General features: G+C 56.4%; 28 protein-coding genes. 11 read left to right on the top strand and 17 right to left on the bottom strand.

Annotation, left to right across the window (positions count from 1 at the left end):
• The first annotated feature begins 67 nt into the window (after positions 1–67).
• Together ackA and pta are read left to right on the top strand one after the other, a co-directional pair.
• Positions 68–1,270 carry an acetate kinase gene (ackA, locus tag EDF82_RS09505; protein WP_123755239.1) on the top strand — a complete coding sequence of 401 codons (1,203 nt, stop codon included), beginning with the start codon at positions 68–70 and terminating at the stop codon, positions 1,268–1,270.
• A gap of 200 nt (positions 1,271–1,470) precedes the next feature.
• Positions 1,471–3,615, top strand: a complete 2,145-nt coding sequence (gene pta / locus EDF82_RS09510; RefSeq protein WP_123755240.1) for a phosphate acetyltransferase — start codon at positions 1,471–1,473, stop codon at positions 3,613–3,615.
• Between the two features lie 46 nt (positions 3,616–3,661).
• Here pta and EDF82_RS09515 read toward each other — a convergent pair whose 3' ends face one another.
• The 5 genes from EDF82_RS09515 to EDF82_RS09535 form a co-directional block, all read right to left on the bottom strand.
• Entirely contained in the window at positions 3,662–4,615 is a 954-nt protein-coding gene (locus tag EDF82_RS09515) for a transketolase family protein (protein ID WP_123755241.1), read from the bottom strand.
• Positions 4,608–5,438 (bottom strand): transketolase, encoded by an 831-nt coding sequence (locus EDF82_RS09520; RefSeq protein ID WP_123755242.1) that lies wholly within the window; start codon positions 5,436–5,438, stop codon positions 4,608–4,610. Before EDF82_RS09520 ends, EDF82_RS09515 begins: the two co-directional genes overlap by 8 nt.
• Positions 5,435–6,826, bottom strand: a complete 1,392-nt coding sequence (locus tag EDF82_RS09525; RefSeq protein WP_123755243.1) for a PTS ascorbate transporter subunit IIC — start codon at positions 6,824–6,826, stop codon at positions 5,435–5,437. Before EDF82_RS09525 ends, EDF82_RS09520 begins: the two co-directional genes overlap by 4 nt.
• 67 nt (positions 6,827–6,893) lie before the next feature.
• Positions 6,894–7,166 carry a PTS sugar transporter subunit IIB gene (locus tag EDF82_RS09530; protein WP_041146575.1) on the bottom strand — a complete coding sequence of 91 codons (273 nt, stop codon included), beginning with the start codon at positions 7,164–7,166 and terminating at the stop codon, positions 6,894–6,896.
• Positions 7,167–7,246: 80 nt separating this feature from the next.
• On the bottom strand, positions 7,247–7,690 hold the full coding sequence (locus tag EDF82_RS09535; protein WP_123755244.1) for a PTS sugar transporter subunit IIA: 444 nt from the start codon (positions 7,688–7,690) through the stop codon (positions 7,247–7,249).
• Positions 7,691–7,926: 236 nt separating this feature from the next.
• Here EDF82_RS09535 and EDF82_RS09545 point away from each other — a divergent pair, with 236 nt between their 5' ends.
• Positions 7,927–8,946 (top strand): LacI family DNA-binding transcriptional regulator, encoded by a 1,020-nt coding sequence (locus tag EDF82_RS09545; protein ID WP_123755245.1) that lies wholly within the window; start codon positions 7,927–7,929, stop codon positions 8,944–8,946.
• 4 nt (positions 8,947–8,950) lie between these two features.
• On the opposite strand, the gene yfcD is transcribed toward EDF82_RS09545, so the two are convergent.
• The 4 genes from yfcD to EDF82_RS09565 form a co-directional block, all read right to left on the bottom strand.
• Positions 8,951–9,514, bottom strand: coding sequence for an NUDIX hydrolase YfcD (yfcD, locus tag EDF82_RS09550; RefSeq protein WP_123755246.1), 564 nt, complete (start codon positions 9,512–9,514; stop codon positions 8,951–8,953).
• 57 nt (positions 9,515–9,571) lie between these two features.
• Positions 9,572–10,123, bottom strand: a complete 552-nt coding sequence (yfcE, locus tag EDF82_RS09555) for a phosphodiesterase (RefSeq protein WP_123755527.1) — start codon at positions 10,121–10,123, stop codon at positions 9,572–9,574.
• Positions 10,124–10,179: 56 nt separating this feature from the next.
• Positions 10,180–10,824 (bottom strand): glutathione transferase, encoded by a 645-nt coding sequence (gene yfcF / locus EDF82_RS09560; RefSeq protein WP_123755247.1) that lies wholly within the window; start codon positions 10,822–10,824, stop codon positions 10,180–10,182.
• A 97-nt stretch (positions 10,825–10,921) separates the two neighbouring features.
• Positions 10,922–12,340 carry an aldehyde dehydrogenase family protein gene (locus EDF82_RS09565; protein WP_123755248.1) on the bottom strand — a complete coding sequence of 473 codons (1,419 nt, stop codon included), beginning with the start codon at positions 12,338–12,340 and terminating at the stop codon, positions 10,922–10,924.
• A 103-nt stretch (positions 12,341–12,443) separates the two neighbouring features.
• Between EDF82_RS09565 and EDF82_RS09570 the strand changes: the two genes are divergently transcribed.
• From EDF82_RS09570 to EDF82_RS09600, 7 genes are all read left to right on the top strand, one after another.
• Positions 12,444–13,358: a LysR family transcriptional regulator gene (locus tag EDF82_RS09570; RefSeq protein WP_123755249.1), complete on the top strand. Its 915-nt coding sequence runs from the start codon at positions 12,444–12,446 to the stop codon at positions 13,356–13,358.
• Between the two features lie 72 nt (positions 13,359–13,430).
• A complete protein-coding gene (gene yfcG / locus EDF82_RS09575) occupies positions 13,431–14,060 on the top strand; it encodes a GSH-dependent disulfide bond oxidoreductase (RefSeq protein WP_123755250.1) in 630 nt (209 codons plus the stop codon).
• 65 nt (positions 14,061–14,125) lie between these two features.
• Positions 14,126–14,488: a dihydroneopterin triphosphate 2'-epimerase gene (gene folX, locus EDF82_RS09580; protein WP_123755251.1), complete on the top strand. Its 363-nt coding sequence runs from the start codon at positions 14,126–14,128 to the stop codon at positions 14,486–14,488.
• 18 nt (positions 14,489–14,506) lie between these two features.
• The gene (locus tag EDF82_RS09585) at positions 14,507–15,400 is read left to right on the top strand and encodes a TIGR01777 family oxidoreductase (RefSeq protein ID WP_123755252.1); all 894 of its coding nucleotides are present in this window, start codon (positions 14,507–14,509) and stop codon (positions 15,398–15,400) included.
• Between the two features lie 249 nt (positions 15,401–15,649).
• Complete coding sequence (locus EDF82_RS09590; protein ID WP_123755253.1) at positions 15,650–15,907, top strand: hypothetical protein; 258 nt, start codon at positions 15,650–15,652, stop codon at positions 15,905–15,907.
• Positions 15,907–16,473: an AlpA family transcriptional regulator gene (locus tag EDF82_RS09595; RefSeq protein WP_123755254.1), complete on the top strand. Its 567-nt coding sequence runs from the start codon at positions 15,907–15,909 to the stop codon at positions 16,471–16,473. The genes EDF82_RS09590 and EDF82_RS09595 overlap by 1 nt, the downstream gene beginning before the upstream one ends.
• Before the next feature lie 86 nt (positions 16,474–16,559).
• Positions 16,560–17,057, top strand: a complete 498-nt coding sequence (locus tag EDF82_RS09600; RefSeq protein WP_123755255.1) for a GNAT family N-acetyltransferase — start codon at positions 16,560–16,562, stop codon at positions 17,055–17,057.
• A gap of 42 nt (positions 17,058–17,099) precedes the next feature.
• Here the strand turns inward: EDF82_RS09600 and hisP are convergent, their stop codons facing one another.
• The 8 genes from hisP to EDF82_RS09645 all read right to left on the bottom strand — a co-directional run bounded on the left by hisP (position 17,100) and on the right by EDF82_RS09645 (position 24,030).
• Complete coding sequence (gene hisP, locus EDF82_RS09605; protein ID WP_123755256.1) at positions 17,100–17,873, bottom strand: histidine ABC transporter ATP-binding protein HisP; 774 nt, start codon at positions 17,871–17,873, stop codon at positions 17,100–17,102.
• Between the two features lie 7 nt (positions 17,874–17,880).
• Positions 17,881–18,597 carry an ABC transporter permease gene (locus EDF82_RS09610; RefSeq protein WP_123755257.1) on the bottom strand — a complete coding sequence of 239 codons (717 nt, stop codon included), beginning with the start codon at positions 18,595–18,597 and terminating at the stop codon, positions 17,881–17,883.
• The gene (locus EDF82_RS09615; protein WP_123755258.1) at positions 18,594–19,280 is read right to left on the bottom strand and encodes a histidine ABC transporter permease HisQ; all 687 of its coding nucleotides are present in this window, start codon (positions 19,278–19,280) and stop codon (positions 18,594–18,596) included. The genes EDF82_RS09610 and EDF82_RS09615 overlap by 4 nt, the downstream gene beginning before the upstream one ends.
• A 66-nt stretch (positions 19,281–19,346) precedes the next feature.
• Entirely contained in the window at positions 19,347–20,129 is a 783-nt protein-coding gene (hisJ, locus tag EDF82_RS09620; protein WP_123755259.1) for a histidine ABC transporter substrate-binding protein HisJ, read from the bottom strand.
• Between the two features lie 269 nt (positions 20,130–20,398).
• Complete coding sequence (gene argT, locus EDF82_RS09625; protein WP_123755260.1) at positions 20,399–21,181, bottom strand: lysine/arginine/ornithine ABC transporter substrate-binding protein ArgT; 783 nt, start codon at positions 21,179–21,181, stop codon at positions 20,399–20,401.
• Between the two features lie 278 nt (positions 21,182–21,459).
• Positions 21,460–22,041 (bottom strand): UbiX family flavin prenyltransferase, encoded by a 582-nt coding sequence (locus EDF82_RS09635; RefSeq protein WP_123755262.1) that lies wholly within the window; start codon positions 22,039–22,041, stop codon positions 21,460–21,462.
• Positions 22,042–22,082: 41 nt separating this feature from the next.
• Positions 22,083–23,078 (bottom strand): LacI family DNA-binding transcriptional regulator, encoded by a 996-nt coding sequence (locus EDF82_RS09640; RefSeq protein WP_123755263.1) that lies wholly within the window; start codon positions 23,076–23,078, stop codon positions 22,083–22,085.
• Positions 23,079–23,088: 10 nt separating this feature from the next.
• The gene (locus tag EDF82_RS09645) at positions 23,089–24,030 is read right to left on the bottom strand and encodes an ROK family protein (protein WP_123755528.1); all 942 of its coding nucleotides are present in this window, start codon (positions 24,028–24,030) and stop codon (positions 23,089–23,091) included.
• Between the two features lie 277 nt (positions 24,031–24,307).
• On the opposite strand from EDF82_RS09645, the gene EDF82_RS09650 reads away from it, so the two are divergent.
• Positions 24,308–25,711: an MFS transporter gene (locus EDF82_RS09650; RefSeq protein WP_123755264.1), complete on the top strand. Its 1,404-nt coding sequence runs from the start codon at positions 24,308–24,310 to the stop codon at positions 25,709–25,711.
• The last annotated feature ends 9 nt before the right edge of the window (positions 25,712–25,720 follow it).

The raw sequence follows: 25,720 nt of genomic DNA on the forward strand, positions 1-25,720 counted from the left end.
GTCATCCTGCGCTACGCTTTGTGACACACTGACGTTTTTTTAGCCACGTATCATAAAAGGTACTTCCATGTCGAGTAAGTTAGTACTGGTTCTGAACTGCGGTAGCTCCTCACTGAAATTCGCTATCATTGATGCCTTAAACGGTGACGAATATCTTTCCGGTTTAGCTGAATGTTTCCACCTTCCAGAAGCCCGTATCAAATGGAAAATGGATGGCAGCAAACAAGAAGCTGAATTAGGCGCTGGCGCCGCTCACAGTGAAGCGCTGAACTTCATCGTTAACACTATTCTGGCACAAAAACCAGAACTGTCTGCTCAGCTGACTGCGATCGGTCACCGTATCGTCCACGGCGGTGAAAAATACACCAGCTCCGTCGTTATCGATGAAACCGTTATTCAGGGCATCAAAGACGCTGCCTCTTTCGCACCGCTGCACAACCCGGCGCACCTGATCGGTATTGCAGAAGCACTGAAATCCTTCCCGAATCTGAAAGACAAGAACGTTGCCGTGTTCGACACCGCGTTCCATCAGACCATGCCGGAAGAATCTTACCTCTATGCCCTGCCGTACAGCCTGTATAAAGAGCACGGCGTACGTCGTTACGGCGCACACGGCACCAGCCACTTCTACGTGACTCAGGAAGCAGCAAAAGTCCTGAACAAGCCGGTTGAAGAACTGAACATCATCACCTGCCATCTGGGCAACGGTGGTTCTGTTTCTGCCATCCGTAACGGTAAATGCGTAGATACTTCTATGGGTCTGACCCCGCTGGAAGGTCTGGTGATGGGTACCCGCTCTGGCGATATCGACCCGGCTATCATTTTCCATCTGCATGACACCCTTGGCATGAGCGTAGACGCGATCAACAAAATGCTGACCAAAGAGTCTGGCCTGCTGGGCCTGACCGAAGTCACCAGCGACTGCCGTTATGTTGAAGATAACTACCAGGAAAAAGCCGATGCTAAACGTGCCATGGACGTTTACTGCCATCGTCTGGCCAAATACATCGGTTCCTACACTGCACTGATGGACGGTCGTCTGGACGCTGTTGTCTTCACCGGCGGTATCGGTGAAAACGCGGCGATGGTTCGCGAACTGTCTCTGGGCAAACTGGGCGTACTGGGCTTCGAAGTTGATCATGAACGCAACCTGGCCGCTCGTTTCGGCAAGTCTGGCTTCATCAACAAAGAAGGCACCCGCCCTGCTGTCGTCATTCCGACCAACGAAGAGCTGGTCATCGCGCAAGACGCCAACCGTCTGACCGCCTGATTCCACACCGCCAGCTATAACCCTAAATAATTCGAGTTGCAGGAAGGCGGCGACGCAGAGAATCCCCAGGAGCGTACGAGTAGTACGTAACTGGGGTGAGCGAGTAAAGCCAACGCACATGCAACTTGAAGTATGACGGGAAGCGGGTGGTGTAGTTTTCTATCCCGCCAGATTCTGGCGGTAACGAAAGAGGATATATCGTGTCCCGTATCATCATGCTGATCCCTACCGGAACCAGCGTTGGCCTGACCAGCGTCAGCCTCGGTGTTATCCGTGCAATGGAACGCAAAGGCGTTCGCCTGAGCGTCTTCAAACCTATCGCCCAGCCACGCGCTGGCGGCGATGCACCAGACCAGACCACCACCATCGTTCGCGCCAACTCCAGCCTTCCGGCTGCTGAGCCGCTGAAGATGAGCCACGTCGAATCTCTGCTGTCCAGCAACCAGAAAGACGTGCTGATGGAAGAGATTATCGCTAACTACCACGCTGCCACTCAGGATGCTGAAGTGGTGCTGGTTGAAGGCCTGGTCCCGACCCGCAAACACCAGTTTGCCCAGTCTCTGAACTTCGAAATCGCGAAAACGCTGAACGCGGAAATCGTCTTCGTGATGTCTCAGGGTACGGACACTCAGGAACAGCTGAACGAGCGTATCGAACTGACGCGCAACAGCTTTGGCGGCGCGAAAAACACCAACATTACCGGTGTTATCGTCAACAAGCTGAATGCGCCGGTTGACGAACAGGGCCGTACACGTCCTGACCTGTCAGAAATCTTCGACGACTCTTCCAAAGCGAAAGTTGTGAAGATCGATCCGGCACAGCTGCAGACTGGCAGCGCGCTGCCGATCCTCGGCGCGGTGCCGTGGAGCTTCGATCTGATCGCCACCCGTGCGATCGATATGGCTCGCCACCTGAATGCCACCATCGTTAACGAGGGTGACATCAACACCCGTCGCGTGAAATCCGTAACGTTCTGCGCACGCAGCATCCCGCACATGCTGGAGCACTTCCGTGCCGGCTCTCTGCTGGTGACTTCTGCTGACCGTCCTGACGTGCTGGTCGCCGCTTGCCTGGCAGCCATGAACGGCGTTGAAATCGGCGCACTGCTGCTGACCGGCGCTTACGAAATGGACGCTCGCGTGAGCAAACTGTGTGAACGTGCTTTCGCCACCGGCCTGCCGGTATTCATGGTGAACACCAACACCTGGCAGACCTCCCTGAGCCTGCAGAGCTTCAACCTCGAAGTACCGGTTGACGATCATGAGCGCATTGAGAAAGTTCAGGAATACGTTGCAAGCTACATCAACGCTGACTGGATCGAATCCCTGACCGCCACCTCTGAGCGCAGCCGTCGTCTGTCTCCGCCAGCCTTCCGTTACCAGCTGACCGAGCTGGCGCGTAAAGCCGGCAAACGCGTTGTTCTGCCGGAAGGTGATGAACCGCGTACCGTTAAAGCCGCTGCCATCTGTGCAGAGCGCGGCATCGCGACCTGTGTCCTGCTGGGTAACCCGGACGAGATCAACCGCGTTGCGGTTGCGCAGGGCGTTGAGCTGGGCGCGGGTATCGAAATCGTCGATCCGGAAGTGGTTCGCGAAAGCTACGTCGCTCGCCTGGTCGAACTGCGTAAGAGCAAAGGCATGACCGAAGCGGTTGCTCGTGAGCAACTGGAAGACAACGTGGTTCTCGGCACTCTGATGCTGGAACAAGACGAAGTCGACGGCCTGGTTTCTGGCGCGGTACACACCACTGCCAACACCATCCGTCCGCCGCTGCAGCTGATCAAAACTGCACCAGGCAGCTCGCTGGTTTCTTCCGTGTTCTTCATGCTGCTGCCTGAGCAGGTTTACGTGTATGGCGACTGCGCGATCAACCCGGACCCTACGGCTGAGCAGCTGGCTGAGATCGCTATCCAGTCCGCAGATTCTGCGATTGCATTCGGTATCGAGCCGCGCGTAGCGATGCTCTCCTACTCCACCGGTAATTCTGGTGCCGGTAGCGATGTAGAAAAAGTACGTGAAGCAACGCGTCTGGCGCAGGAAAAACGTCCTGACCTGATGATCGACGGCCCGCTGCAGTACGATGCGGCTGTCATGGCTGACGTCGCGAAATCCAAAGCGCCGAACTCTCCGGTTGCGGGTCGTGCGACCGTGTTCATCTTCCCGGATCTGAACACCGGTAACACCACTTACAAAGCCGTACAGCGTTCTGCTGACCTGATCTCCATCGGGCCAATGCTGCAGGGTATGCGCAAGCCGGTGAACGACCTGTCCCGTGGCGCGCTGGTTGACGATATCGTCTACACCATCGCACTGACCGCGATTCAGTCGTCTCAGCAGCAAGCGTAATCTGCCTCCGGCATGAAAAAAGGCGACCTCAGGGTCGCCTTTTTATTTACAGCAGCTCGCGGGCCGCCGAGACAATGTCATGTGCCGTCAGGCCATACTCCTTTTGCAGGAAATCCTGCGTCCCCACCTGACCGTACCGCTCCTTCACCCCCACGCGACGCATCGGCACCGGACAGGTTTCCACCAGCACCTCGGCCACTGCAGAGCCCAGCCCGTTGTGAATACTGTGGTTTTCACAGGTGACAATGCGCCCGGTTTTCTCGGCGTAATTTTTCACCAGCATGCGGTCGATAGGCTTCAGGGTAAACATATCAATCACCGCCGCGCTGACCCCTTCCTGCTCAAGTTGCCTGGCCGCCTCGAGCGCTTCGGCCACCATAATGCCGTTGGCAATCAGGGTAATATCTTCACCTTCGCGCAGCACATTACCCTTGCCGATCGTAAACGTTGAGCCCGGCGCATACACGCTCGGCGCCTGCTTGCGGATGGTGCGTACCCAGTAAAACCCCTCAAGCTTCATCAGCTGATGCAGCACATCGTCGAACATCACCGCATCGGTCACCTCCAGCACCACCGAGTGCGCCAGTCCGCGAACGATCCCCATATCTTCAAACGACATATGGGTGCCGCCGTTGTGGCAGGCCGTGACGCCAGCGTCGGAGGCGATGACCTTGACGTTATTCCGCTGATAATCCAGCGACATAAACAGCTGGTCAAAGCAGCGACGGCTGGCAAAGGCGGTGAAAGTATGAACAAACGGTTTGCGTCCGGTCAACGACAGCCCGGCGGCGGTGCCGATCACGTTGGCCTCCATAATGCCGCAGTTGATGACGTGCTGCGGGTGTTCCCGCGCGACGCCGTCCATCGCCATAGAACTCATCAGATCCGCTTCCAGGGCGATAATCGGGCTACCGGCGTCAATCTGCTGCGCGACGAATCCGGCGTAGACTTTGCGCATCTCTACGGCATCTTTTTGTCCTGCAGGTGCAACCTTAATCATGTTCGGCCTCCAGCTGGCGAATGGTCTCGTTTAGCGTCTCTGTCATCTCAGCCGTCAGGCGCAAATGGTGGTTATTACCCAGTTGCTCGAGATACGGCACCCCCTGGCCCTTGACGCTGTCGAGGATCACCACCCGCGGCGGCGCATCGGCCGGAGGCACCGGCTGTACCGCCGCCAGCAGTCCGGGGATGTCATCGCCTTTGACGGTCACAACATCAAAACCAAAGGCGCGGAATTTATCTTCCAGATTGAAAGCGCAAATAATGTCGTCCAGCTTGCCGTCCAGCTGTAGCTTGTTCCAGTCAACGAACACGGTCAGGTTATTCAGCCGGTGATGGGCAATAAACTGGAACGCTTCCCAGCACTGTCCCTCGTTCAGCTCCCCGTCGCCGACGATGCAAAATACGCGATTCGGCCGTCCCGCCAGCTTATGCGACAACGCCATGCCGCCAGCGATAGAGATCCCCTGCCCCAGCGAGCCTGTGGTGGCATCCACGCCGCGCGTTTTCAGACGGTCCGGATGGCTGGGCAGTCGCGTGCCGTTCTGGTTAAGCGTGCTGAGCTCTTCCGTCGGGAAATAACCTTTGATTGCTAACGTACTGTACAGCGCCGGGCCGGCATGGCCTTTCGACAGCACAAAGTAGTCACGCTCCGGCCAGTCCGGATCGGCGGGGTCGATTTTCATCACCGCGCCATACAGCACCGCCAGCGTTTCCACCACCGACATGCTGCCGCCATAGTGGCCAAATCCAAGATCGGTCAGCGATTTAAGGGTGGCAACACGGATCTCGCGCGCCAGTCTGGTCACTTCTTTCACATTCATGATTTAGCTCCACTGTTTTCCTGCGCGCCGCCGCCCACAGATTTCTTTTTGGCAAAAACGTTGTACAGCACCAGCAGGGCGAACAACGCCACAACCAGACCGGTAATAGCAAACGGCGACAGATAGCGCGCCAGGTTGCCCAGCACGATGCCGACCGCGCCGAAATCGGCGTCAGAGAAGGTGGTATTGGCAAAACCGATGGCCCCCAGTACCGGCAGCAGCAGTACCGGCAGGAAGGTGATCAGCAGGCCGTTCGCGAACGCGCCGATCATCGCTCCGCGCCGTCCGCCGGTGGCGTTACCAAACACGCCAGCGGTAGCGCCGGTAAAGAAGTGCGGCACGACGCCAGGCAGAATCAGCACCCACTTGAACTGCCCGCAGAGGAACAGCCCCACCAGACCGCCGAGGAAGCTAAACAGGAAGCCAATCAGCACCGCATTGGGCGCATACGGGTAAACCACCGGGCAGTCCAGAGCAGGACGGGCGTTCGGCACCAGTTTTTCAGAGAAGCCAGTAAACGCTGGCACGATTTCCGCGAGGATCAGGCGCACCCCTTGCAGGATGATAAATACCCCGGCGGCGAAGGTAATCGCCATGATGATGGCGTAAACCAGGTAGTTCTGGCCGCCGCTGAAGGTGCTTTCGACATACTCGCGCCCTGCACTCACGGCCATGATCAGGTAGATAATCATCATGGTCAGAGAGATAGAGATTGAGCTGTCGCGCAGGAAGCTTAAATTCTTCGGCAGGTTCATCTCTTCGGTCGAGCGGGAGCCCTTGCCGCAGACGCTACCAATCCAGCCGGACAGCACATAGCCCAGGGTACCGAAGTGGCCGAAGGCAATGTCGTCAGTGCCGGTAATACGCTTCATATAGCGCTGCGCCAGCGCCGGGAAAAATGCCATCACCAGCCCGAGGATCAACGAGCCGGTAAACACCAGACCGACACCTTCGAAGCCCGCCACGGTAAGGATCACCCCAATCATACAGGCCATATAGAAGGTATGATGCCCGGTCAGGAAGATATACTTCAGGCGCGTAAAGCGGGCGACGACAATATTGGCGACCATGCCAAAAGCCATGATCAGCGCGGTCGAGGCGCCGTATTTTTCAAGCGCGATAGACACTATCGCTTCATTATTTGGAATAATCCCCTGGATATTAAAAGCATGCTCAAACATGCCGCCCAGTGGATTGAGCGAACCGACTAATACCGTCGCCCCGCCGCCCAAAACAATAAACCCTAGTATTGTTTTAATGGTTCCTTTTACGACATCAGAGAATGATTTCTTTTGCGCCACCAGGCCAATCAGGGCAATTAACCCCACCAGCACCGAGGGCACTTTCAAAATATCAACAACGAAATTCAGCGTTTCAAGAATAAACATATCCGCCTCGCTATATACCCGTCATTCGGCAAGTTGCAGCAACTCAAATGAATGAGGGTAAAAATAGTTATTGTTTGGCGAACCACGCGCGCAGTTGCGCTTCGAGTTCATTGATGTCGATGATGTTGGTTATCACCACCAGCTGGCTTTCCGGCACGCTGGCGCTGGCGGCGATGTCTTTGGCCATCACAAATAAGTCTGCTGCACCCGGCGTTGCCGATGAGAGATCGGAGTGCTCCACCTCGGCCTCTATTTCGAGTTTTTTAAGCACTTTTTTAATATTCATCTCAACCATAAAACTACTGCCCAGGCCAGAACCGCAAATTGCCATAATTTTCATTGTTAGCACCTTTTTTTGGGTAGAGTACGTCCGCATCACGCCGGTGCGTAATGTGTTATTAGTCGGATAATAAAATGAAGTCAGAAGCGCGCGATGATGGTTTTAATCTCCTCCAGAGCCTTCGCTTGATGTAATTGTTGCATATCGTGGTCGCTGGAAAATAATTCAGCCAACGCCGAGATCATCTCGATATGGCTATGCTTATCGGGAGCCGCCAGCATAATAATAATATCGACCGGGTCGAATTCCTCTGAACCAAACGACACCCCCTGATCCAGCTTCAACAGCGATAAACCTAACCCTCTTGCTCCCTCCTCCGGTCGCGCATGCGGCATCGCCAGTCCGGGCGCCAGCACGTAATACGGCCCCAGCTTGTCGTGCTGTTCCATAATCGCGGTGACGTACTCGGGCACGATCACGCCCGCGTTGAGTAGCGGTCTGGCGCAAACCTCAAGCGCCTGCTGCCACTCATCTACGTGCTGCTGGAGCGTAATGGTGGAATCAAAGAGCCATGTGCTGAGCATTTTATCTCCCGTCTTTTCGCAAAAGATGGGCAAACTTTATTCAAGCGCTCAACGGTTAGCTGCGACAAAGATCACAAAGATAGCGCTACCAACAGATAACATTCAAATTTGTGATAGCGCTATCAATTCGTCATCATCAGTTGAAAACGCAGCAAAAGTATGGATTTAAGGCGTATACTTCCTGAGACCTAAAACGATAGATATCAATAAAAAGCGACTGTTCAGCAGGAATGTGTATGTCTCTAACCCGAAAACGGCGTAGTACCGGTAAAGTGACGATCGCCGATGTTGCTCAGCTTGCTGGCGTGGGCACGATGACCGTCTCGCGAGCGCTACGCACGCCGGAGCAGGTTTCTGATAAGCTTCGTGAAAAAATCGAAGCCGCGGTACAGGAACTGGGATATATGCCCAATCTGGCCGCCAGCGCCCTGGCTTCCGCTTCATCGAAAACCATCGCCATGGTGGTGCCGAATCTTGCCGAAGCGGGATGTTCCGCGATGTTTGCCGGGCTTCAGCAGATGCTGCAGCCGGCGGGTTATCAAATCATGCTTGCGGAATCGCAGCATCGCGTAGAGCAGGAAGAGAAGCTGCTGGAAACCTTGCTGGCCTCTAACATTGCCGCCGCCATTCTCCTGAGCGTTGAACATAGCGATACCGTGCGCCAGTGGCTGAACAACGCCTCAATACCGGTCATGGAGATGGGGGCGATGCGCGCCGATCCGATCGATATGAATATCGGCATCGATAACGCGGCTGCGATGTTCGAGTTAACAGAGATGCTGGTCCTGCGCGGCTATCAGAATATCGGCCTGCTGTGTGCCAATCAGGAACAGTGGATTTTTCAGCAGCACCTGCAGGGCTGGTACAAAGCGATGCTGCGCCACCATATGTCGCCGAACCGGGTGATTAACGCCGCGCTTCCCCCGAGCTTTTCCACCGGGGCCTCTCAGCTACCGGAATTTTTACTGGCGTGGCCGGAACTGGATGCGCTGGTCTGCGTTTCGGATGAACTGGCGTGCGGCGCGCTGTATGAATGCCAGCGGCGACGTATCAAGGTCCCTGACGATTTAGCGGTTGTCGGTTTTGGCGATAGCGATGTCAGCCGGGTGTGCCAGCCGCCGCTCACCACGATGGCCGTACCGCATCATAAAATAGGCATTGAAGCAGGACGCGCGCTGCTGGAGCGCCTGAATGAAGGCAACTGGAGCGGTAGAAAGCCTATCGTCTCCAGTTTATGCCTGCGGGATAGCTGTTAGGCCGCTACTCGGCCTCTTCCGGCTTTTCTGACTTCTCTGATTTTGCTGATTCATTGCTGGCGTTGCGAGTCATCCACAGCGCCAGCGCTTTCAACGAATCCGGGGTGAACTCGTCGCAGCGGGCGGTGATCTCTTCAGGCGTCAGCCAGCACACTTCGCTGACCTCCTCTTCCTGCAGGGCAAACGGGCCGTGCGACACGCAGCTGAACAGACTTCCCCAGACGCGGCAGTGCTTATCTTCGTAATAGAACTGGCCGTGATCGGCAAAAGGAACACCGGCAATGCCCAGCTCCTCTTCCGCTTCGCGGCGGGCTGATTCCAGCAGTTGCTCATCGGCCTGAACCACACCACCGGCGGTGGCATCCAGCATCCCCGGCTGGAAATCTTTGGTCTCGGTGCGGCGCTGCACCAGAATTTTGCCCATTCCGTCATGAACCACAATATAGGTCGCACGATGACGCAGGCACTGCGCACGCATTTGCTCGCGGCTGGATTGCGCTATCACCTCATTGTTTTCATTAACAATATCTACCCATTCTGTGCTTGCCAAATCGTTCTGTTCCGCCATCAGGAAACCTTACTTATGAAAGCGCTCTCGCGGCGCGTCTTTACGGTTGGGGGTAAATTACGGGTTAATTGCAACCTCTGCAATAACCTGATGATCATCGAGTGCTAAAACCTGCAGTTTATCCCCATCGAGGAGACCGTAGCTGGCGGAGAATCCCCCTTTGGGGATGCTGACCGAGCCGGGATTGAAGAGAAAAACATCGCCGCGCTTCTCGGCTACCGGAATATGAGTATGACCATAAACCAGGACATCGCCAGCGGCGAGCGGGGGCATTTTTTCGGGGCTATACAGATGTCCGTGGGTCAGAAATAGCCGGTTGCGTTCGCCCAACACCTGCTGCCACGGCGCGGTTATCGGGAACTCCAGCAGCATCTGATCGACCTCGCTGTCGCAGTTACCGCGCACGGCGATCACTCGCGAAGCCACGCTATTGAGCTTTGTAGCGACCTCCGCAGGCGCATAGCCTGCGGGGAGCGCATTACGCGGCCCATGATTGAGCACATCGCCAAGAATGATCAGCCACTGCGCCCCACTTTGCGCGAACAGTTCCAGAACGCGTTCGGTAGCGGGCAGGGAACCATGAATATCCGATGCAAACATCAGCTTCATTTCTTCCATCTCCACGCATTTTGATGCGCCTATGATAACGGAAGCGCCGCTGCTAATCAGCCGGCACGTTTAGCTGACAGTGCGACATAACGTTGAACTGACGCACGTTGCCACTGAAATGTGGCGTAGTCCACCAGCGGTTCCGGGACCTCATCGCCGTTGAGCACCAGGCGGTTGAGCATCAACGCAAGGTCCGTATCGGCAAGCGACCATTCGCCAAACAGGTTATTGCCGCCGTGGGCCAGCAGCGCACCGGCGGCGTCAAACAGCCGGGAGGCGCATTTCTGCCCGGCCTCGCTCAGCGGCGGCCGCTTTTCGCCGCCAAAGACCACCGCCGTCGAGCGCTCTTCACGGATTGGCATCAGGTCGCTGCGCAGCCAGGCCTGGACCTGACGCGCCCGGGCGCGCTTTTGCAGGTCGTGGGGATACAGGCGCTCCCACTCCGGCGGGGCAAAGCGTTCGTCGAGATATTCGGTAATGGCGGAAGATTCACTGAGAAAGAAATTGTCGACTTCAAGCAGCGGCACGCGGCGGGTCGCACTGTAGCCTTGCCAGCCCGGCTGATGGTTCTCCCCCTTTTCCAGGTCAATGGTTTTGAGGGTAAACGGCAGGCTTTTTTCCTGCAGAGCAACGTAAACGGACATCACATACGGCGAGAAAAACTGCGAATCGGACCACAGGGTAATGACGGGCTGGCTCATGACATCCTCTACAAATTATGGGGCGATAAGCCAACATATCCTGTCTTTTGAAGGATGTCACTTACCGCACCATGAGGATTTTGCATCCCCGGAACCGTTAGCCAACCAGCACGGTTTTCGGCTCCAGGTAGGCCTGCATTCCCCATTTCCCCATCTCGCGCCCGAGGCCGGATTGCTTAAAGCCGCCGAAGGGCGCCAGTGGTTCATGATCGAGAGTGTTCACCAGCACGCGCCCGGATTCGATAGCCAACGCCACCTCCTGACCACGCTGGCGATCGCCGCTTAACACCAGGGCGCTGAGGCCATAGGTGGTATCGTTGGCCAGCGCAATGGCCTCGGCCTGATCCTGATACGGGATAATCACCAGCACCGGGCCAAAAATTTCTTCCCGGGCAATCCGCATCTGGTTGTGCACATCGCTGAATACGGTTGGCTTAACGCACCAGCCTTTGTCCATTCCCTGCGGCCGGCCTTCGCCGCCGACCAGCACTCGCGCCCCTTCCTGCTGCCCCAGGCGGATATACTCCTGCACCCGTTGCCACTGCTTTTGGCTGACCATCGGGCCAATCGTGGTGTGCAGATCGCGCGGGTCGCCGGAGATATACGCCTTCATCCCCTCCACGATAGCCTGTTCAAACTCCGCCAGACGCTGTTCCGGGACCAGAATACGCGTTCCGGCAATGCACGCCTGGCCGCTGTTCATAAACCCGGCCGCCAGCGCCAGGGGCACCGCCTGCTGCACATCGGCATCATCCAGAATCAGGGTTGGCGATTTACCGCCGAGCTCCAGCGTGACGCGTTTCAGGGTTTGCGCACCGCTGGCGATAATATGTTTGCCGACGGCGGTGGAGCCGGTGAAGGAGATCTTCGCAATATCGGGATGAAGGTTGATGATATCGCCGACCACCTCGCCACGGCCGGTAACGATATTCACGACGCCTGCGGGGATCTGGGCCGCGTGCAGCGCTTCGGTAACGATCTGCGTTTGCCACGCGCTCATTTCACTGGGCTTAATCACCGCGGTACAACCGGCAGCCATCGCGGTCGCCAGCTTGTTACAGATAAACCCCGCATCGCTGTTCCACGGGGTAATCAACCCCGCCACGCCTACCGGGGTCATCACAACCTGCGCCCGTCCCACCTGCTCAACAAATTCAAAGCCCGCCAGGGTCTCCATCGCCAGTTTGATGGTTTGCGCCGGCCACTCCGCCATCCATTGTGCCCGCGACGCAGGCGCGCCGTATTCCGTGACAATGGCGTCCAGTAAGTCCGCTTCTCTCGCCCGAACCGCCTGATACATCCGCTCCAGCACCGCCAGACGCTGCTGTTTTGTGGTCTTCGACCACGCGGGGAACGCCGCTTTTGCCGCAGCGATAGCCCGGCGTGCGTCCTCTTCATCCGCCAGACGCACCTGACCAATCACCGCCTCCGTTGCGGGGTTGAACAGCGCAAAGGTTTCGCTACCGTGCGGGGTAACAAATTCACCGTTGATATAGATATTGTCAATATGCAGCATGATGGTCGTCCTCAGGGAGTGTATGTGAGGCAGTATAGGGCCGGGGCATTAGCCCGATAAGAGGGTATAATCAACACAACCTGTCACGAAAATCGGGATAATCATGCATCGTAGCGGTCTGACTGAACTGGAAATCCTCCTTGCCGTCGCCCACCGGCGCAGCTTTCGCGCTGCCGCCCGGGAGTTGGGCATGTCGGCCACCGCCATCAGCAACGCCATCGCCGGTCTGGAGGCGCGGCTCAACGTCCGTCTGTTTAACCGCACCACCCGCAGCGTTGCCCTGACCGATGCCGGGCAACGCTATGTTGAACGTGTCGCCCCGGCGCTGGCGGAGATCCAGCGGGCCTCGGAGGAGATAGCCACCCAGGCGGAAATGCCCAGCGGAACATTGCGCATCAACGCGCCGCGCGAAAGCAGCGTGCTGCTGTTTGATATCTTCGATGCGTTCCTTAAACGCTATCCGCAAATGCGCCTGGACATCACCACCGAGTCGCGGCTGATTGATATTGTCGCCGAAGGCTATGACGCCGGGATCCGCCTCGCGGAGTCCCTGCCGCAGGATATGATTGCCGTCCCTCTCACCCCTGACGTGCGCATGCTGATCGTCGGGACGCCGGACTATTTTGCCCATCATGGCACCCCACAAAGCCCGGAAGATCTGCAGCACCATCAGAGCATCGGCATGCGGATGTCCCACGGCGGGCTGTATCACTGGGAGCTGGAACGGCATCAGCAAAAAGTGACGGTCAACGTGCCGCCGCGGATTATTCTCAGCGAAATGCGCGCCATCCACTGCGCGGCCCGCGCGGGCATTGGTCTGGCATTTATCTCTGACTGGTTTATTCAGGAAGATCTGGCCAGCGGCAGGCTCGTCAGCGCCATGGAAGCGTGGTGTCCGTCGTTTGGTGGGCTGCGCCTCTATTACCCCGGACGACGCCACGTCCCGCCGGGGCTGAAGGCGTTTATCGCCCTGGTGCGCGAGATGCGGGAACGCCCCGGCACCACCCGCACTATTTAATCTTAGCCGCTCCCGGATGTCGGCAGGTCGCCTATACTCGAAAAGCGTGCGACCACGACGGCGGGAGACTCCATGATCGACCTCTACTACGCGCCCACCCCCAACGGCCACAAAATTATGCTGTTTCTCGAAGAGGCGCAGCTGGCCTACCGCCTGATTCGGGTAGATATCACCCGCGGCGAACAGTTTCGCCCGCAGTTTCTTACCCTGTCACCGAACAATAAAATTCCCGCCATTGTCGACCATGTTCCCGTCGACGGCGGCGCTCCGCTCGCGGTATTTGAATCCGGGGCAATTTTGCTTTACCTGGCGGAGAAGTCCGGGAAGCTGCTGAGCGGTGAACTCCGGGAGCGCTATACCACACTGCAGTGGTTGTTCTGGCAGGTCAGCGGATTAGGCCCGATGCTGGGACAAAATCACCATTTCAACCACAGTGCGCCGCAGACGGTGCCCTATGCTATTGAGCGCTATCAGGTGGAAACCCAGCGCCTGTACACCGTGCTGAACCGCCGCCTGGAGGCCAGTCCGTGGCTCGGCGGCGAGCACTACAGTATTGCCGATATCGCCTGCTGGCCGTGGATTAACGCCCACCAGCGTCAGCGGATCGATCTCGCCCATTTCCCGGCGGTACATAACTGGTTTGAGCGCATCCGTCAGCGTCCTGCTACCACACAAACGATGATGAAAATTCAACACGGTTAACCCCCTGCTCGCATGGCTTGCTTTCATGTATGATTGCGGAAATTACAACACGGAGGAAGCCTGCAATGTCTCAGCCAGACGCTATTATTCGGATAAAGAACCTGCGCTTACGTACTTTTATCGGTATTAAAGAGGAAGAGATCACTAACCGTCAGGACGTGGTTATTAACGTCGCGATTCACTACCCGGCAGAGCAGTCGCGATGCAGTGAAGATATCAACGATGCGCTCAATTATCGCACCATCACCAAGCGCATCATCAGCCATATTGAGAATAACCGCTTCTCCCTGCTGGAAAAATTAACGCAGGATGTGCTCGATATCGCATGCGAACACCACTGGGTCACTTATGCTGAAGTAGAGATCGATAAACTTTACGCACTGCGCTATGCCGACTCCGTGTCCATGACCATGAGCTGGCGGCGCTAAGCTTCTTAGGGAGGCGCTATGAGGATTCTGCTTACTGGCGGTACCGGCCTGATTGGCCGGCATCTGATCCCCCGGCTGCTGGAGCTTGGGCATCACGTAACGGTATCAACACGCAGCCCGGAAAAAGCGCAAGGCCGACTGGATGCCCGCGTCACCCTGTGGCGCGGCTTCGAGGGCCATCATCACCTCAATGATATCGATGCCGTTATCAACCTGGCGGGCGAGCCTATCGCCGACAAACGCTGGTCGGCGGAACAAAAACAGCGCCTGTGCCACAGCCGCTGGGATATCACCCAAAAACTGGTCAACCTGTTCAACGCCAGCGATACCCCACCGTCAGTACTGATCAGCGGTTCTGCCGTCGGTTATTACGGCGATCTCGGGGAAGTTGTCGTCACCGAAGAGGAACCGCCACACCACGAATTCACCCACAAACTCTGCGCCCGCTGGGAGCAACTGGCCTGCGAAGCCCAGAGCGACCGCACCCGCGTCTGCCTGCTGCGCACCGGCGTCGTGCTGGCACCGAAGGGCGGGATCCTTGCCAAAATGTTGCCGGCCTTCCGGCTTGGCCTCGGCGGCCCTATCGGCAATGGCAGGCAGTATATGGCGTGGATCCATATCGACGATATGGTGAACGGTATTCTGTGGCTGCTGGATAACGACCTCAGCGGGCCATTTAATCTGGTTTCTCCGTATCCGGTGCGCAATGAGCGCTTCGCCCATGCGCTCGGCGAGGCGCTGAATCGCCCGGCAATCTTCCGCGTGCCGGCAACGGCGATTCGCCTGCTGATGGGAGAGTCATCGGTGCTGGTGCTGGGCGGCCAGCGGGCGCTGCCGAAACGGCTGGAAGCCGCTGGGTTTGGCTTCCGCTGGTACGATCTGGAAGAGGCACTAAAAGACATCCTTGGCTAAACGCCCCGCCGGTTAACGCCGGGAGATCCCCTATCTCCTGGCTCTTCCCACTCGCCTTATCGCCCTGGCAAACCCGCCTGTGGAAGCCGTCTCGCAACGCTCTCATCTCCTGCTGCTACGCCCTTTTCCCCTGTGAAGCGCATTCCAGCTTCTTTTGCCGTTCTCTGTCATAACGTCCTGGCGTCTGTTTTTTCACCAAAACGATGTTGACATACGTCAACAAATCATTCACTCTCTCAGGACTCGATGATGAAGGAACATCCGGATAAACACATCAGAGCAGCAATTGACTATGCACGCGCACGGGGATGGATTTTTATTGCTGGCGGCAAGAGCGCGCACTGCTTTGGACGACTCAGGTGCGGTACGGCTGGTCATCGCGAACACATGATGAGCATCTGGTCTACCCCTGCCGTTCCCGAGCATCATGCCAGGCAAATCATCAGGATGGTCGACCGCTGCCGCCAGGCGTCGGCGCCCCGGTTTAACGATAAGGATCGCAAATAATGGCCCTCTACAACTTTACGCTAACGCTGTCAGGCGTTAACAGCCATACGCCAGGCCTTGAGGACGTACTGCATCGCGCAGGCTGTACTGATGCGCTGGTCTGTTTTTATGGCACCGCGGTGTATCTGGAATTCGATCGCGAAAGCGATTCCCTCGAACAAGCGATTCTGTCAGCGATCGATAACATCGAATCCGCATCAGCGCTGAACATCCGGGTTGAATCCGTTGACGCTACGCTGGTGGGGCTAAGCGACATCGCCGAACTCACCGGCCTTTCACGCCAGGCCGTGGCCCTGCTAAAAGACGGCGCGCGAGGCTCCGGCAAATTCCCCGGCCCGGTACAGCGCATCACCGGCAATTCGCCGCTGTGGCGCTGGAAAACCATTGTGAGCTGGCTGGTTGCCGAAGCCAGAGTGGCCGCAGATTCGCCGATGGTCGAACAGGCCGAGGTCCTCGACAGCCTGAATCTGGCGCTGCAGCTGCGCTCCTCTCGTCAAAGCGACACCGTGTTGCACTATTTTCACCAGATAGACAAACCGCTAACGACCTCGCCAGCTGCGGGGTAATCCGCCGCAAGCACCGGTATAAGATCATGTTATCCATGACTTTCTGGTGGTAAGGTGAGCGGACGTTCCAGCGAAATGGCCCGCTTATGATGACATTATCCACTCCGCGTCTGCTGCTTTCCCCGTTTACCGAAGCGGACTGGCCCTTTTTCCTGCGCCTGCGTCGCGACCCTGAAGTGATGCAGTTTATGGGCGAGCTTCTTGATGAAGCCGCGCTGCGTAACCTGTTTACGGCCCGCTGCGCCGACCCCGGAGTATTTGTCCTGCGCGATCGCCATCATCAGGCTATTGGCGATATCGGTCTGCGCATCAGCAGCAAAAACCCGCACGAAGCGGATGTCGGCTATGCCCTGCTGCCGGAGGCCCAGGGCCAGGGGTATGCCAGCGAAGCGCTACAGGCGATATGCGAATACGGATTTCAGCAGCTCGGCGTCAACGCCATCAATGCGTGGGTTCTCGGGGACAATATCGGCTCAGCGCGGCTGCTGGAAAAACATGGTTTTACGCGGATTCAGGTGCTGGAAAATGCCTACCACCTGAACGGGATAGATTACGACGACTGGGTGTACCGGCGGGAACGTTGAGACTCTCCCGGCGAGCGACCTCACCGGGAGATAACGGAAAACTTATTTCAGCGAACCTTTCAGGAACTGCTGTAAGCGCGGGCTTTTCGGGTTGCCGAACAGCTCGTCCGGGTTGCCTTCTTCTTCGATTTTGCCCTGATGCAGGAAAATGACGTGCGATGAGACATGGCGTGCAAAGCCCATTTCATGGGTCACCACCACCATGGTTTTGCCCTCTTCCGCCAGCTGCTGCATGATCCGCAGCACTTCCCCAACCAGTTCAGGATCGAGCGCTGACGTTGGTTCGTCAAACAGCAGCACATCCGGCTCCATCGCCAGCGCGCGGGCAATCGACACGCGTTGCTGCTGACCGCCGGAGAGATGCACCGGGTATTTGGCCTGCTGACGTTCATCAATCCCGACTTTCGCCAGATATTTCACCGCCCGCTCACGCGCTTCCTGCTTGCTTAAGCCGAGCACCTGAATCGGCGCTTCCATGACGTTTTCCAGCACCGTCATGTGGCTCCACAGGTTGAAATGCTGGAACACCATCGTCAGGCGGGTGCGCAGCAAACGCAGCTGGTTTTTATCCGCTACCTTGAGCTGACCATCTTTGTCGCGGACCAGGCCAATATTCTGCCCGTTGACCACAATCGTGCCTTCACTGGGCTTTTCAAGAAAGTTAATGCAGCGCAAAAAGGTACTTTTACCGGAACCAGATGAACCGATAATGCTGATAACGTCCCCGGCTTTCGCCTTTAATGAGACGCCCTTCAGAACTTCATGCTCGCCGTAACGTTTATGCAGATCGATAACATTTAATTTATTGTCGGACATGGCGGTCTCAATGCGTCGAAGAAGGTTTGATATGCTGCAACCAGCGCTTTTCCGCTTTGCGGAACAGGCTAATCAGGACATACGAAATAATTAAATAGAGCACCGCGGCGATCCCGAAGGCGGTAAACGGCTGGTAGGTCGCCGAGTTAATATCCCTGGCGATTTTCAGCAGATCCGGCACGGTGGCGGTAAACGCCAGCGCGGTGGAATGCAGCATCAGAATCACTTCATTGCTGTATGCGGGCAGCGCGATACGCAGCGCAGAGGGCAAAATAATGCAGCGATACAGTTTGACCGAAGAGAAACCGTACGCCCGCGCCGCTTCAATTTCCCCGGCAGGCACAGAGCGAATCGCCCCGGCGAAAATCTCCGTGGTGTAGGCGCAGGTGTTCAGGGTCAACGCCAGCACCGTACAGTTCAGGCCGCTGCGGAAAAACGCGTTCAGCAGTTCGGTGCCTTTGACGATTTCCAGGGTGTACATCCCGGAGTAAAACACCAGCAGCTGGACGTACAGCGGCGTACCGCGGAATACGTAGGTAAAGAGCCAGATCGGGAATTGAATGTATTTGTTGCTTGAGACACGGCCGATAGCGAGGAAGACCGCCAGAATGCCGCCCATCACCACCGAGGAAATAAGCAGCCACAGGGTAATCGCGACGCCGGTAAAGCGGTAACCGTCGGTCCACAGCAGGGATTTCCAGTACTCCTGAATAATCTCAATCACAGGTCAGCCCTCTTCACGCCCACGGAGTAACGGCGTTCAAGCAGCAGCAGCACACCATTGGAAATCGTTGTAAATACCAGATACACCAGGCCGCAAACGATCGCAAAGTAGAACGGCTGCCAGGTGCTTTTTCCCGCCAGCTGCGTGGCTTTGACCACATCTTCCAGCCCCAGCAGAGACACCAGCGCCGTCGCCTTCAGGATAACCTGCCAGTTGTTGCCGATACCCGGCAGCGCGTAGCGCATCATCGCCGGGAAAAGGATCCGCCGGAAGGTCTGCCCGCCGCTAAAGCCAAAGGCGGTTGCCGCTTCAATATGCCCTTTTGGCACGGCCAGGAATGCGCCCCTGAAAGTTTCAGTAAAATAGGCGCCGTAGATAAAGCCGAGGGTGATGATCCCCGCAATCATCGGGTCGATATCAAACTGAGACAAGCCCAGCGCATCGGTCAGGGTGTTCAGAGCAATCTGCAGCCCATAGAAAATCAGCAGCATCAGGACCAGATCGGGCACCCCACGGATCAACGTGGTGTAGCCTTCAAATACCAGTGCCAGTGGTCGATTGCTCGATAATTTTGCTCCGGCACCGGCCAGACCGATAAGGACCGCCAGCACAACTGAACTGAGCGCCAGTTCAAGCGTAACAATAGCGCCCTGAAAAATAACCTGTGAAAACCCGTACAGCATGCTGTCTGCCCTGTCTGTCATCGTCCATCGCGCGCTTAAACACGCGCGATGGGGTACGCCTGATGGTTAGTCACCGTACACGTTAAAATCGAAGTATTTTTTCGCCAGCTTGTCGTAGGTTCCATCTTTGCGCATCTCCGCGAAGGCTTTATTCAGCGCTTCACGCAGCTCGTTGTCTTCTTTACGCAGGCCCATACCGGTGCCGACGCCGAACAACTTCTCGTCCTTAATGGATGGCCCGCCAAACTGGTAATCTTTACCAATCGGTTGTTTGAGGAATCCTTCGCTCGCGGCGACTTCGTCCTGGAATGCGGCATCGATACGGCCAGCGGTCAGGTCAGAATAGATATTGTCCTGGCCCTGATAGGAGACAATTTCGATACCTTTTGGCGCCCAGTGCTCGTTGCCATAGGTTTCCTGCGTCGTCCCCTGCAGCACGCCGATACGCTTGCCTTTCAGTTTGGCGAGGTCAGGGACGATATCGCTGCCCTTTTTCACTACCAGGCGAGAATCCGCCGCGTAGAGTTTGTCGGTGAAGGCGATTTCCTGCTGACGTTTTTCCGTAATCGACAACGACGACATAATCGCATCGATTTTCTTGGCTTTTAAAGATGGGATCAGCGCATCCAGCGGGTTTTCAACGAAGGTACATTGCGTATTGATACGCTTACACAGCTCTTTCGCCAGATCGATGTCAAAACCAATCAATTCACCCTGCGCATTTTTCGATTCGAACGGGGCATAAGTGGGATCGGTGCCGATACGTACTTTTTGCGGAATGGCTGCAAATACCGTGGAAACGCTGGAAAGGGCCAGCGCCAAAGAAAGAGACAACGCCAGTTTTTTCATAACTATCCTCAACAGACTGTCATTCTAACGGGTTTATAAGAAGTGCTAACGGCAGTTATCGTGCCATTATTCGCCCCGGGAAGGCAAAACATTCTGCGCCATGGAGCAAATTTTTTCTCATCATAAACGCTTAACTATGCACTACTTACCCGCCAGACCCGCCTTTTTTGCACCATATTGATGCAGCAAAAGCGAGCGCCGCACCAAAATAAGGCATTGCTGGATGTACCACATCCACCAGACCCGGCTGCCCGGGTCTGGTGCGACGTTTAGTCACCGTACACGTTGAAGTTGAAGTACTTCTTCGCCAGCTTGTCGTAGGTACCGTCTTTACGCATATCACCTAACGCTTTATCGAACGCGGTTTTCAGCTCGCTATCGGTTTTACGCAGGCCAATGCCGGTACCGTCACCGAAGAATTTTTTATCTTTGACAGAAGGACCGGCAAAATCAAAATCTTTACCGGCAGGTTGTTTGAGGAAGCCTTCACTGGCCGCGACTTCATCCTGCAGCGCAGCGTCAAGGCGACCCGCGGCCAGGTCAGAGTAGATCAGATCCTGGTTCTGGTAGGCCACCACATCAACACCCTGGCTACGCCAGCGCTCATTACCATAGGCTTCCTGAGTGGAACCCTGCAGGACGCCGACATGCTTGCCTTTCAGCGATTCCAGAGTTGGCTGGATCGGCGAGCCTTTCGGCGCAATCAGGCGGGAGTCCGCTGCATACAACTTGTCAGAGAAGGCAATCTCCTGCTGACGTTTTTCAGTGATTGATAACGAGGAGATAATGGCGTCAATTTTCTTCGCCTTCAGCGACGGAATTAACGAGTCGAAGTCACTGCCCACCCAGGTACATTTCACCTTGATACGCGAACACAGCTCGTTGCCCAGGTCGATATCAAAGCCGACGAAATCCCCTTTCGCATCCTTGGACGAGAAAGGCGCATAGGTGGCATCGGTACCGATACGAATGCTTTGCGGAAGCGCGGCAAACGCGCCGGAGGCACTGCTGAGTCCCATCATTAAAGAGAGGGCCAGGATCGTCTTCTTCATACAATACCCTTAAGTGTCGTGATGTTGTTATGTCGTGCGTTATGTAGTTATGTGTGCTGCCAACAAATCCTGCAGGTTTTGTGCCATCTTCTCAGTGCGTGCTGGAAACAGCGTTAAATTTGTTAATAGAAGGTTGCAGGATTGTCTAGGAAGGGAAGATAACAGCATTGGCGGATAAACCGCAGCGGCCAGACGCAAAAAAACAAATTAAATGTCGAGGATTTGATCGAGGCAGCAAAATTGCACTGCAACCGCGCAAAGGTTAATAAACAGCACTATTAAGGTGCGTCAGACGGCCCCTGCCAACGGGAAAACAGGTCCTGCGGGAGAGTAATATCGAACTGATCGATGACGCGATTAACCGTCTGGTTAATGACGTCGTCGAGGGTTTGCGGACGATGATAAAACGCCGGCACCGGCGGCATAATAACGGCCCCCATTTCCGCCGCCTGCACCATCAGGCGCAGATGTCCGAGGTGAAACGGCGTCTCCCGCACGCACAGCACCAGCGGACGGCGCTCTTTGAGCACCACGTCTGCCGCGCGGGTCAGCAGGCCGTCGGTATAGCTGTGAACAATGCCCGACAGCGTTTTCACCGAGCAAGGCAGGATCGCCATGCCGGCGGTCTTAAACGACCCTGAAGAGATGCTGGCGGCAATATCCCGGGCATCATGGACCACATCGGCCAGCGCCTGCACGTCACGCAGCGAATAATCGGTCTCCAGCGCCAGGGTCTGTCGCGCGGCCTGACTCATGATCAGATGGGTTTCGACATCGGGAACATCGCGGAGAATTTGCAGCAGGCGCACACCGTAAATCGCGCCGCTGGCGCCAGAAATTCCAATAATAAGTCGTTTCACGATGTTTGCCCCTTTCACATAATGTCGCAGACTTTGCCGGATTATGGCGCAGGACGCAAGCGCACGGAGCTTTCACGTACCACCAGATGCACCGGCATCAGCAGGTTTCTCTCACCCTCTTCATTAAGCAACAGGCGAAACGCATCCCGGCCCAGCTCGCGCTTATCAATCGCCACGGTGGTCAACGGCGGATGCGCCCAGGCCGCGGCATCGATATCATCGAAGCCGACAATCGCGATATCGCCCGGGACGTTCAGCCCCTGACGGGCGCAGACCCGCATCGCCACCAGCGCCGCCATGTCGTTATAGGCAAATATAGCGTCTGGCGGCTGAGGTAGCGCGAGCAGTTTCTCCATCCCCTCAACCAGCGCCTGCTCAATATCCTTGACCGGTGGCACTTCGACGCGATACGCCTCAGAAAGTGAAACTCCCGCTTCAAACAGCGCCTGCTGGTAGCCTTCCACGCGCTGGCGAATACTGTAATGGCGTTGCGAATGGCCGAGGAAGGCAATCCGCTTCCTGCCCTGCTCCAGCAGATGCCGGGTGGCGACAAAGCCGCCATGGTAGTTGTCCGGGTTCACGCAGGGAAAATCGGCGGCCCACAGATCCACCAGCGCCACGGGAAGAGACATTTTCCGCAGCTCGCTCAACACCTCTGCCTCCAGATAACCGGCGCAAATCAGGGCGTCAGGCTGGTGCAGGTTAATCAGATCCGCGATGGAGTCATCCGGATCGATGGGCTGAAAACTCATCGCAATGTCATTTTCCCGGCAGGCGTCGGCCACCCCGAGCATCACGTTGGAATAGAACGGTAAGGCGCTGGCGATATTGTGCTGGCGATGCAGCAGGAAAAGCAGACGCTTGATTCGTCCGTTGCGCAGGCGAGTAAAATCGTAGCCCTGTGCTTCTGCGATCGACAGGATCCGCTGGCGCGTCTCTTCGCTCAGCCCCGGCTGCCCTTTGAGGGCCCGGGACACCGCCGCAATAGACACCCCGCACGCCATCGCAATGTCTTTAATTCGGGTCTTTTTAACCATGCCGTTCGTTTCACCTGTCAGGCGCGATACCGCGCGTTATTCCATTCTGTAAGGCCTGTTCACCGGCCCATGCCGCGCCGCGCACGCCGCTGCTGGCTCCGTGTGTCGCCGGCACAACCGGAGTCACACAGCGACCGCCGAAGACGTACTGTGCCATCTCCTCAGACAAACCACGATACAGCTCATCCACGCCGGACAGCCCGCCGCCCACGACAATCACGTCCGGGTCGAGCAGATTCACCACGCTGGCGAAGGCCCGGGCGACCTGGTTACGGTAACGCCGCCACAGGGCCTGCGCGCCATCCCGCCCTTCACGCATCTGTTGCACCAGGTCTTCCGCGGTGACGCTCTGGTCAGCCTGCCGGCGAAACTGCCGGGCCAGGCCGCTGCCGGAAATAAAGGACTCCAGACAGTGATGCTGCCCGCAGTAGCACAGCGGCGATTCGCCATCATACTCAGGCCGGTAGTGGGGTAAAGGATTATGCCCCCATTCGCCGCTGCAGGCATTGGGCCCGGTCATCAGGCGCTGGTGGGCGACAATTCCTCCGCCGCAGCCCGTTCCGAGGATCGCGCCAAACACCACGTTGTGCCCAGCCCCGCTGCCATCCGTCGCTTCCGAGAGCGCAAAGCAGTTGGCATCATTTGCCACCGCCAGCGGCTGGCCAAAATATTCACTAAGAATATCATGCAGTGGATGACCATTAACAACCTGTATGTTGGAGTTTTTTACTAAACAAGAGTGCGGTTCTATCGCCCCCGGCAGACAAAAGCCCATGCTGATCGCCGTCCCCGCTTCCTGCTGCGCACGTTCAACCTCCGCAATCACCCCTTGCACAAACTGTTCGACGCTACTTTTTGGCGTTGCCACCCGCTGACGCCAACGGACATCGCCTGTGCTGTCGAGCAGCACGGTTTCCATTTTGGTACCGCCAATATCCATGCCTAAATGCATTTTCGCTTCCCGTTTGTAGTCAATATGGTTGGTACCATAACCAACAACCATGGCTTCAGCGGACAACGCTGGCTCGTTTCGTGATCAAGATCGACATTAAAAATTTATTTCTAGTAAAAATAAAGATCATAATCACAACAACATCGCCAGGCCATGTACCCACATTGCTTATCAGATCTATGCTCGCCGTCGTATTAATTCTACTAAAAACAGTCAGAGATACGCCGTAATGACGTTTTGGATCATCCCAACCTGGTTACGCAAATGAGGATTGATTATGGCTACAGCCGATAATCTCGATACCGATGTGCAGATCGTTGATGCGGGGGAAACGCTCTCTACCCGCGAGAAGATAGGTTATGGACTGGGGGATGCCGGCGGTCACTGCATCTCAGATTTAATCAGCGGCTTTCTGCTGTTTTTCTACACCGATGTGTTTGGCCTCAGCCCGGCTATCGTCGGCGCCATGTTTTTTACCCTCAGGATTGTTGATGCGGTATCCGACCCGGTGATGGGGGTTATCGCCGACCGGACGCGCAGCCGCTGGGGCCGTTTTCGCCCGTGGCAGCTGTGGACTGCCGCTCCGCTCGCGGTGATCGGCATCCTGACGTTTACCGTGCCGGACATGAGCGCCAATATGAAGATCGCCTGGGCCTTCGGCACCTACTTCCTGCTGTCGGTGGGCTATACCGCCAACAACGTCCCCTACTGCGCGCTAATAAACGCGATGACCAACCGTCACGATCAGGTGATGTCCTGCCAGTCCTGGCGCTTTGTGCTCAGCGGCATCGCCGGTTTCCTGGTTTCCGTCGGCCTGCCGTGGATGGTGGAATATTTTGGTCAGGGCAATCTCGCCAAAGGTTACCAGTACGGCGTGACCGTGCTTTGCGCTATCGGCGCGGTGATGTTTTTACTGTGCTTTTTCTGGGTCAAAGAGCGCGTGCCCCTGTCGCTGGCGGGAACGTTTACTCTGCGTCAGCACCTGCAAGGGCTGCGTAAAAATGACCAACTGTTGATGATGCTGGTGATGTCCTTCCTGCTGGTGAATATTCTCTGTATTCGCGGCGGCGGCTATATGTATTTCATCTCCTACGCCTTAGAGGGCAGCGCCGGGTTTATGTCGCTGTTTTTTGCCGTCGTGACCCTGGCGGCGATTGCCGGGGCGGTGATCGTTAACCCGCTCTCCCGCCGTGTTGATATGGTCAAACTGTACTTTTACACCAACCTGGTGTTGGTGGTCTTCGGCCTGGCGATGTGGTTCCTGCCGACCGGCCCGCAGCATCAGACCTTGTGGCTGGCCTGCATCCTGCTCAACAACATTGTCCTCGGCTTCACCCTGCCGCTGCACTTCTCGATCATGGCGTTCGCCGACGACTACGGCGAGTGGAAGAACGGCGTGCGCTCTTCCGGAATGAACTTTGCCTTCAACCTGTTTTTTATCAAGCTCTCATGGGCCTCATCCGGCGGCATTATCAGCCTGATCCTGATCATGGTGGCCTACCAGCCGGGGCTGGAAAACCAGACCGCCGCCTCCGTTCAGGGCATCACTCTGCTGCAAAGCGTGGTCCCGGCGATTTTCCATCTGGTGCTGGCGCTCTGTCTGCTGAAGTGCCGCCTGAATGGCCCAATGATGAAACGTATTTCTTCCGATCTCCACTTACGACATTCTCAAATCTCCTGAGGTATACAT

This window comes from Klebsiella sp. BIGb0399, assembly GCF_003752615.1.
In the GTDB taxonomy this organism is placed as follows: Bacteria; Pseudomonadota; Gammaproteobacteria; order Enterobacterales; family Enterobacteriaceae; genus Klebsiella; species Klebsiella lignicola.

What these genes read in the sequence shown, in the direction of transcription:
- yfcG (WP_123755250.1), top strand. Translation starts at nt 13,431, where the DNA reads ATGATCGACCTCTACTACGCGCCCACCCCCAACGGCCACAAAATTATG.
- yfcF (WP_123755247.1), bottom strand. Translation starts at nt 10,824, where the DNA reads ATGAGCCAGCCCGTCATTACCCTGTGGTCCGATTCGCAGTTTTTCTCG.
- EDF82_RS09600 (WP_123755255.1), top strand. Translation starts at nt 16,560, where the DNA reads ATGATGACATTATCCACTCCGCGTCTGCTGCTTTCCCCGTTTACCGAA.
- EDF82_RS09645 (WP_123755528.1), bottom strand. Translation starts at nt 24,030, where the DNA reads ATGCATTTAGGCATGGATATTGGCGGTACCAAAATGGAAACCGTGCTG.
- yfcD (WP_123755246.1), bottom strand. Translation starts at nt 9,514, where the DNA reads ATGGCGGAACAGAACGATTTGGCAAGCACAGAATGGGTAGATATTGTT.
- EDF82_RS09570 (WP_123755249.1), top strand. Translation starts at nt 12,444, where the DNA reads ATGCATCGTAGCGGTCTGACTGAACTGGAAATCCTCCTTGCCGTCGCC.
- EDF82_RS09585 (WP_123755252.1), top strand. Translation starts at nt 14,507, where the DNA reads ATGAGGATTCTGCTTACTGGCGGTACCGGCCTGATTGGCCGGCATCTG.
- yfcE (WP_123755527.1), bottom strand. Translation starts at nt 10,123, where the DNA reads ATGAAGCTGATGTTTGCATCGGATATTCATGGTTCCCTGCCCGCTACC.
- EDF82_RS09535 (WP_123755244.1), bottom strand. Translation starts at nt 7,690, where the DNA reads ATGCTCAGCACATGGCTCTTTGATTCCACCATTACGCTCCAGCAGCAC.
- EDF82_RS09640 (WP_123755263.1), bottom strand. Translation starts at nt 23,078, where the DNA reads ATGGTTAAAAAGACCCGAATTAAAGACATTGCGATGGCGTGCGGGGTG.
- ackA (WP_123755239.1), top strand. Translation starts at nt 68, where the DNA reads ATGTCGAGTAAGTTAGTACTGGTTCTGAACTGCGGTAGCTCCTCACTG.
- EDF82_RS09650 (WP_123755264.1), top strand. Translation starts at nt 24,308, where the DNA reads ATGGCTACAGCCGATAATCTCGATACCGATGTGCAGATCGTTGATGCG.
- EDF82_RS09545 (WP_123755245.1), top strand. Translation starts at nt 7,927, where the DNA reads ATGTCTCTAACCCGAAAACGGCGTAGTACCGGTAAAGTGACGATCGCC.
- EDF82_RS09595 (WP_123755254.1), top strand. Translation starts at nt 15,907, where the DNA reads ATGGCCCTCTACAACTTTACGCTAACGCTGTCAGGCGTTAACAGCCAT.
- argT (WP_123755260.1), bottom strand. Translation starts at nt 21,181, where the DNA reads ATGAAGAAGACGATCCTGGCCCTCTCTTTAATGATGGGACTCAGCAGT.
- EDF82_RS09520 (WP_123755242.1), bottom strand. Translation starts at nt 5,438, where the DNA reads ATGAATGTGAAAGAAGTGACCAGACTGGCGCGCGAGATCCGTGTTGCC.
- hisJ (WP_123755259.1), bottom strand. Translation starts at nt 20,129, where the DNA reads ATGAAAAAACTGGCGTTGTCTCTTTCTTTGGCGCTGGCCCTTTCCAGC.
- folX (WP_123755251.1), top strand. Translation starts at nt 14,126, where the DNA reads ATGTCTCAGCCAGACGCTATTATTCGGATAAAGAACCTGCGCTTACGT.
- EDF82_RS09530 (WP_041146575.1), bottom strand. Translation starts at nt 7,166, where the DNA reads ATGAAAATTATGGCAATTTGCGGTTCTGGCCTGGGCAGTAGTTTTATG.
- EDF82_RS09525 (WP_123755243.1), bottom strand. Translation starts at nt 6,826, where the DNA reads ATGTTTATTCTTGAAACGCTGAATTTCGTTGTTGATATTTTGAAAGTG.
- EDF82_RS09565 (WP_123755248.1), bottom strand. Translation starts at nt 12,340, where the DNA reads ATGCTGCATATTGACAATATCTATATCAACGGTGAATTTGTTACCCCG.
- EDF82_RS09615 (WP_123755258.1), bottom strand. Translation starts at nt 19,280, where the DNA reads ATGCTGTACGGGTTTTCACAGGTTATTTTTCAGGGCGCTATTGTTACG.
- hisP (WP_123755256.1), bottom strand. Translation starts at nt 17,873, where the DNA reads ATGTCCGACAATAAATTAAATGTTATCGATCTGCATAAACGTTACGGC.
- EDF82_RS09515 (WP_123755241.1), bottom strand. Translation starts at nt 4,615, where the DNA reads ATGATTAAGGTTGCACCTGCAGGACAAAAAGATGCCGTAGAGATGCGC.
- EDF82_RS09590 (WP_123755253.1), top strand. Translation starts at nt 15,650, where the DNA reads ATGAAGGAACATCCGGATAAACACATCAGAGCAGCAATTGACTATGCA.